Annotated in this window: 4 protein-coding genes and 2 pseudogenes; 2 read left to right on the top strand and 4 right to left on the bottom strand. The window is 68.9% G+C overall.

Annotation, left to right across the window (positions count from 1 at the left end):
- Window positions 1–333 precede the first annotated feature (333 nt).
- A pseudogene (locus ADK64_RS46160) lies at window positions 334–771 on the top strand (IS701 family transposase); the annotation flags it as partial.
- Between the two features lie 142 nt (window positions 772–913).
- Here ADK64_RS46160 and ADK64_RS43565 read toward each other — a convergent pair.
- A pseudogene (locus ADK64_RS43565) lies at window positions 914–1875 on the bottom strand (IS5 family transposase).
- Between the two features lie 457 nt (window positions 1876–2332).
- Here ADK64_RS43565 and ADK64_RS28695 point away from each other — a divergent pair.
- On the top strand, window positions 2333–3655 hold the full coding sequence (locus tag ADK64_RS28695; RefSeq protein WP_053663535.1) for a hypothetical protein: 1323 nt from the start codon (window positions 2333–2335) through the stop codon (window positions 3653–3655).
- Between the two features lie 136 nt (window positions 3656–3791).
- On the opposite strand, the gene ADK64_RS43560 is transcribed toward ADK64_RS28695, so the two are convergent.
- From ADK64_RS43560 to ADK64_RS28675, 3 genes are all read right to left on the bottom strand, one after another.
- Window positions 3792–4600 (bottom strand): IS5 family transposase gene (locus ADK64_RS43560; protein ID WP_199829730.1). Its coding sequence is split into 2 segments (ribosomal slippage): window positions 3792–4261 and window positions 4261–4600, totalling 810 coding nucleotides; the frame shifts between segments, so codons are not numbered across the junction.
- 64 nt (window positions 4601–4664) lie between these two features.
- On the bottom strand, window positions 4665–4868 hold the full coding sequence (locus ADK64_RS28680) for a hypothetical protein (RefSeq protein WP_030677427.1): 204 nt from the start codon (window positions 4866–4868) through the stop codon (window positions 4665–4667).
- A gap of 130 nt (window positions 4869–4998) precedes the next feature.
- Window positions 4999–7059, bottom strand: coding sequence for a SpoIIE family protein phosphatase (locus ADK64_RS28675; RefSeq protein ID WP_053663530.1), 2061 nt, complete (start codon window positions 7057–7059; stop codon window positions 4999–5001).
- Window positions 7060–7119 lie beyond the last annotated feature (60 nt).

The following is a 7119-nucleotide window of genomic DNA, read 5'->3' as shown; positions in this document are numbered from 1 at the left end:
CCTAGAGGCACGAGGGGCGCCGCCCGCCTTGCTTGGCCGCTGGGGCCAAGCAAGCCGGTCAGCACCGTTGTTTGCGAGCGATCGCACAGACCCGACAGATCCAGCCCTGGATGGTCCGCGTTGGTTTCTGAGGGCGGGTCACGAGAGCTCGGGAATGGTGAGGTGAATCGGCTATCGGTCCCGATGGTAAGACGGTCCCGATGGTTAGAGCTGTGCAGTGGGTGTCTTGCGCAGGAGATGGTCGAACTCCAGCGGGGGGCGTCCGAGGAGTTCGGTGGAACGACGTACGGACACAGCCGCAGGATCTCGCCGCCGCCCGTCCGACCACGATCGCCGCCTGAGGCCATCAACACGGTGGGGGACAACCCGGAGCGCCACGGCGAACGCGTCTACGACTGGGCACGCGTCGCGATCCGCCCCTGCTCGGTAGACGGCTTCGGGCACCGGATGCTGGCCCGCCGCAGTGTCAGCGACCCCACCGAGATCGCCTACTACGTCTGCTACGGACCGGCCTCCTCGCGACTGAAAGACCTGGTCAAAGTTGCCGCAGCGAGGTGGGCGGTGGAGGAGTGCTTCCAGACCGCCAAGGGAGAGTGCGGCCTGGACCACTACCAGGTCCGGCTCTACCGGGCCTGGTACCGGCACATCACCCTGTCGATGGCCGCAGTCGCCTACCTGACCGCAGTCCGCGCACAAGAAGCCGCAAAAGGGGCAACGCAGAGGACGAGCAAGACCTCATACCCCTCAGCGTCCCGGAGATCCGCCGGTTGATCGGGCACATCGTCATCACGCCCCGCCACCACACCAACGAATACCATCTGCACCGGTCACACTTCCGTAGACACAGCCAGGCCCGAGCCCGCCGCTCCCACTACAAACGTCGAGGCCACAACCCCCAGATGCGGTTGCAGTACTAGGCCGTTTCTGATGGCTCTTGGACGATGTCTCGGAGCCAGATGACGATCGCTGTGATGGCCAGGGTGCCGTTGAAGATGTAGTCGCGCTTGTCGTACCGGCTGGCCACGGCCCGGTACTGCTTCTACTCGCTGACGCACCGTTCGACGGCACTGCGGCGACGGTACTGGACCTTGTCGAAGGCCGGCGGGCGCCCTCCGGCCCGGCCCTTGCGTCGACGGGCGGCTCGCTGGTCATCGGGCTGGGCGATGGTCGCTTTGATCCCCCGTCGTCGCAGGTAGCTGCGGTTGTCGCGACTGGAGTACGCCTTGTCACCGCGGACGCGATCCGGGCGGCTGCGCGGTCGGCCCGGTCCGCGCCGTCGGATCCGCAAGCCGTCCAGCACAGGGATGAACATGGGACTGTCGCCCCGCTGGCCCGGCGAAGTCTGCCAGGTCAGGGGGCGGGCGCGATCGTCTGACAACAGGTGGATCTTCCTGGTCAGCCCGCCCCGTGAGCGCCCCAGTGCCTCCCGCCCATCCGCTTCCACACGAGCACCGCCCCCTTTTGCGGGTAGTCGCGCGGCGGCCGGTGACGGGCCCCGGCCGCATGCTGATGTGCCCGGCAGGACGTGGAGTCGATGTTCACCGCCCAATCGCGCTTGCGCTGCGCACTCTCCGCCTCTACCGCCCTGGCCAGTGCCTTGTCGGGATCAGCGGCGTCCGCTTCGATCCGTAACTCGCCCAGGATCTGCCGCCGTGTTCCGTCCGCCGACCAACGGCGATGCCGTTCATAAACGGTCCGTCAGGGGCCGTACCGCTCAGGCAGGTCCGGCCAGGGCACCCCCGTGCGGGCTCTGAACAGCACCCCGTTGATCACTTTGCGGTGATCGGCCCACTGCCCGCCGGGCCTGCCGTTGGCGGGCAGTAACGGCTCAATCCTCTGCCACTGCGCGTCCGTGAGCTCATGTCGCCGCACCATGAGGCGCGCCTGCCCAGCCGAAGAGCTGATCCACCAAACCAGCAAGAGCCATCAGAAACGGCCTAGCCGCCCTCTAACTGGTCGTTTCAGAACGAGGTTCGGATCTGTCTCAAGCAGATGATGCTGCAGGCGAGTTGGAGCTGACCAAATGGAGGTCGGCGCGTATTTCGTAGCGGGTTCGGAGGCGCTTGAGTTGGTGGGGCGTGCTCTGCAGGATTCGAAGCCGACGAGGTGGCGGGTATGCCGTGCGTCCGGCTGAAGCCGACGTCCGGCACGGTGCAGTGCTCGCGCCGGGCCCGTTCGGGCGACAACTCGTGTCCCACAGGCCCTACCTGCACGCCGGCCACCAGGGAAGGTGGTCAGCTGATCGCGGCGCCCATGTCACCGGCAACGGGCCGGGCGGCGGCGCCGCTGATTCCCAAGCCTCCGAGCGGGTGGCCCAGTACGAAGGAAACCCATGCCCCTGACGCTCTGTCGCAACGTCCGTCGCAAGAGTCCGCTGCCCCGTCAGGCGCAGGCACGATCCGGCCGCTTCCTGGCCGCGGCCGCAGCGGCGGCCAGCGCCGTGGTGACGCTGTCGGCCGTACCGGCGCACGCAGCGGTCGTACAGGTACCGTGCTCGGTGAGCGCACTCGTCGCAGCCATCAACACCGCCAACGGTTCGCCGGCCCCCGACACGCTCCTGCTGGCCCACGGGTGCACCTACAGGTTGACGGTCCCCGACCAGACCAGCCCCGCCAACGGTCTGCCAGCCATCACCAGCACTCTCACGATCGAGGGCAACGGTGCCACTATCCGGCGCGTGTCCTCCGCTCCCGCTTTCCGCATCCTCCTGGTCGCCGCCGGCGGCGACCTCACCCTCGACCAGCTCACCATCAGCGGGGGCCGGGCGACGGACTGCCCCATCGCCCCCGGTCCGGGCGTGGTGTGCGGCGGCGGTATCAACAACCAGGGCACGCTGACCATGAAGCGCAGCCGCCTTCTTCACAACACCGGGTCCGGGAGCGTCTACGTCGAGGGCGGCGGCCTCGACAGCGACGGCACGGCCACCCTGAAGGACACCGAGGTGAGCGGGAACACGGCCGAATACACTGGTCCCGGCGGCGGCACCGCTGCAGGTGGTGGGATCGCCATCGACGGACCGCTGACCCTCGACTGCAGCCGCATCCTCGACAACACCGTGCGGGTCCCCGCCGGAACCGACAACGTGGCCTTCGGCGGCGGTGTCGCCGGTTTCGCCCCGGCCACCGTCCAGCACAGCACTCTCAGCGGGAACTCCGTCAGTGCTCCGGGCGGTCAAGCGTTCGCCGGCGGGCTCGCGGCCGACCACCAGTGGACCGTCTCCGACACCCACGTCTCCGACAACCGCGTCACCTCCCGGGGCGGCACCGTCAGGGGCGGGGGCATCGATGTCGGCCCGCACGGCGACCTCTCCCTGAGCGCCAGTGACGTACGCCGGAACACAGCGACCGCCCTCGGGGGGACCGCCCGGGGCGGCGGCATCGTCAACCTCCTGGGCGGTTCGTTCACCGGGGACACGACCCAGATCGACGGCAACGCCGCGCGCGCGGCCGACGGGGGCACCGCCCAGGGCGGGGGCGTGTACAACGACATCGGCCCCATGACCCTGAAACACAGCTCCGTCGTGCGCAACACGGCTGGCGACGGAGGTGGCATCTACAAGGCGTCCGGAACCGCCGCCCTCACCGACACCACCGTCAGCCGGAACCGGCCGAACAACTGCGCTCCGGCCGGCAGCGTTCCCAGCTGCACCGGGTGAGCAACCTCGCCGCTCACCAACATCACCTTCAGGGTGCACGGACCGTGCACCCTCGCCACCCGGCGAGTTCGAGTAGCGCCTGGTGGAGGTCGGCGCGTATCTCGTAGCGGATACGCAGGCGCTTTTACTGATCATTTCAGAATGATTTGCGGAGCCGTCGAAGGCAGATGATGCTGCGGGCGAGTTCGAGTAGTCCCCGTTGGAGGTCGGCTCGTTGCTCGTAGCGGACACGGAGTCGTTTGAACTGATGGAGCCAGGCGAAGGTCCGCTCGACGACCCAGCAGGTGCCGCCAAGGCCGGAGCCGTGGGCAACGCCGCGTCGGACGATCAGGGGTCTGATGCCGCGTTTCCGCAGCAGGTGGCGGTACTTGTCGTAGTCGTAGCCCCGGTCGGCGAAGAGCCGTCTGGGGCGGTTGCGGGGACGTCCGCGCACCCCTCGGATGCGGGGTATCGCGTCCAGCAGGGGGATCAACTGGGTGATGTCGTGCCGGTTCCCACCGGTCAGGGAGACGGCCAGGGGCGTGGCGTGGCGGTCGACGATCACATGGTGCTTGGAGCCGGGGCGACCGCGGTCGACGGGCGAAGGACCGACGTGAGCCCCCCTTTGAGGGCCCTGATGTGGGAGCCGTCGATGGCCGTATCGTCCATGTCCAGCAGGCCGGTTGCCCGCAGCTCGGCCAGGAGTGCCTCATGAAGGCGAGGCCAGACGCCAGCCTCGGTCCAGTCCCGCAGCCGACGCCAGGAGGTTACCCCCGAGCAGCCGACGACCTGGACTGGGACGTCGCACCAGGCCACACCCTTGCGTAGCACGTACACGATGCCCGCCAGCGCAACCCGGTCCGGCACAGGCAGCCGTCCGGGATGACGGTGGCGTCGGGGCGGCCGCTCTGGCAGGAGTGGAGCTATTCGCTCCCACAGGTCGTAGGAGACAAGATCGATGGACACCAGCCGGACCCTGCCCAGAAGGACCTTCACCCACCAGCCGACACGCCGATCTCACCTGAAGTGCTCATCGGCCCTCTTCCGGCGCTGACCGCCGGTCGGCGAGGCGATCCTGGTCGGCGGCGTTGCCGGCGCGAGCCTCGGTGCGGTGCCCCCGTGCCAGGTAGTCGCGGACGATCAACTCGACGGCGTCCTGCGGGCTCCTGGTACCGGCCAGCAGCATGACCTCGATGGCCAGATCGCTGTCCAGGCTGATGGTGACCTTCGCCATGACACCTCCTGAAGGGTTCCCCGCGGAGCCTATCCAAGCGGCTAACGGTCGGCGATGGGTAGGTTGCTGGACCTGGGAAAGAGGGACGGGGCCGGCGGCCGGTCGCGAACGGCTCATTCTGTAACGAGCTCTAAGGCTGGGGCCAGCGTCGGGCACGGGCGATGAGTACGGCGACGTCGTCGTGGTCGTCCGGATCGCGCAGTGCGTCCAGGAGCCGGTCGCAGGTTTCTTCCGAGGATCGGTTGGGGCTGTGGAGCAGTTGGAGGAGGAGGTCCAGGCGGTCGTCGATGGCGTGGTGGCGGGTCTCGACCAAGCCGTCGGTGTAGAGGACCAGTTGGTCGCCGGGGGCCAGGCCGAACGTGGTGACTTCGAAGGCGACACCGCCGACCCCGAGGGGTGCGCCGGTGGGGAGATCGAGCAGTTCGGGGGGCTCGCCCGCCCGCATGAGGACGGGGGGCAGGTGTCCGGCGACAGCGATGTGGCACAGGGCGCGGTGTGGGTCGTAGACGGTGTAGGCGCAGGTGGCGTACTGGTCCAGGTCTGCGGTGATCTTGTCGAGGTGGTGCAGTACCTCGGTTGGTGGGAGGTCGAGGTCGGCCAGGGTGGTGGTGGCGGTGCGCAGGCGTCCCATGGTGGTGGCGGCGCTTATGCCGCTGCCCATCACATCGCCTACGACCAGCGCGGTCTTGTCTTCCGCGAGGGGGATGACGTCGAACCAGTCGCCGCCGACTTCGATGGTCGTTCCGGCGGGCCGATATCGGAAGGCGATCTTCAGGCCCGCTTGTTGCGGTGGGAGGTCCGGCAGCAGGCTGCGCTGGAGGGTGACGGCGGTGTTGTGTGCACTTTGGTACAGACGGGCATTGTCGATGGACACCGCGGTTCGGTCGGCCAGCTCACCGGCCAGGGTCAGGTCGTCGTTGTCGAAGGCCAGCGGGTTGCGGGCGCGGGTGAGGCCCAGGGCGCCGAGCACCTCGCCGCGGGCGATCAGGGGCGTCACGAGATAGCTGTGGACGCCGGCGCGGGCCAGGATGGCGGCGGCCTCGGCGTCACGGGCGATGCGGGCCAGGTCCCGCTCGCGGACGTGGGGTACCAGGATGGGGCGGCCGGTCCGTATGCATTGATTGGCCAGGCGATCCGCGCCGTAGCTGGTGAGGTGGCCGGGAGGGTCGGCGGCGCGGACGGCCTCGGTGGGGTACGCGGCCTTCACGGCGAGGGCCCGGAAAAGGGCCCGGCCCGCGCCGGGTGCCCTCTGGTGGCGGTCGTCCAGGACAGAGTCCAGGATGTCAACGGCCGCCACGTCGGCGAGCGCGGGGACGGCGACGTCGGCCAGCTCTCGGGCGGTCTGTTCCATATCCAAGGTGGTGCCGATACGGGCGGAGCCATCGGCGATCAAGGCCAAGCGCTGCCGGGCGCGGTGCCGGTCGGTGACATCCACCAGCACGACGGCTACCCCCAGTACCCGGCCGCCGGGACCGTCGAGTCGGTAGTAGGAGACTGACCAGGCGTGATCGTTGTCGGGGTCGGCGGGAGTGCGTCCCACGCTCTGCTGATCGATCACGGGCGTTCCGGACGTGAGGACCTGCCGCAGTGCAGCCTCGATCGCATCGACCTCCAGGAAAGGCAGGGCCTCGCGGACTGGTCGCCCGAGGTGGTCTTCGGCTCGGACGCCGTTGATCTGTGCGAGCGCCGGGTTGACGGACACGTAGCGCAGGTCGGTGTCCAGGACGGCCAGCCCGATCGGGGACTGCGAGACCAGCCGCGTGGAGAGGGCCACGTCCCGTTCCACCTGGCGCAGGATTGCCTCGTCGGTGGCGATGCCCAGGGCGTAGAAGTCACCCCGGTCGTCCAGCAACCGCATGTTGCGGAACTCCACCAGCCGGGTACTGCCGTCCTTGTGCCGGACGGGGAAGGCGCCGGCCCACCCCTGGCCCGTCCCCATGACCTCGGTGAACAGTCTGATCATCAGGTCCAGGTGCTGCTCATGGACGAGCAGCCGCGCCGCATACCGGCCCAGCGCCTCCTGCGCGGTGTAGCCGAACAGCTCCTCGGCCTGCGGGCTCCACAGCACGATCCGCCCCTCGGCATCCAGCACCACCGCCGCGACACTCAGCAGATCCAGCAGCCCACTGCGCTGCGGCAGCCCGGCGCCAGCCTGGTCGCCCTCGCCCCCGAAGAGGTCGGCTGTCCTCATCCCAGGCACTCCTTCCGCCTGCCCGGCGCGCGACGCGGCCCCGCTCCGCTTCGGGCTGCG

The organism is Streptomyces sp. MMG1121, from assembly GCF_001280015.1.
Lineage (GTDB): Bacteria > Actinomycetota > Actinomycetes > Streptomycetales > Streptomycetaceae > Streptomyces.
Note: the sequence above shows the minus strand (reverse complement) of the source record. Positions and strands in the feature narration are given on the sequence as shown.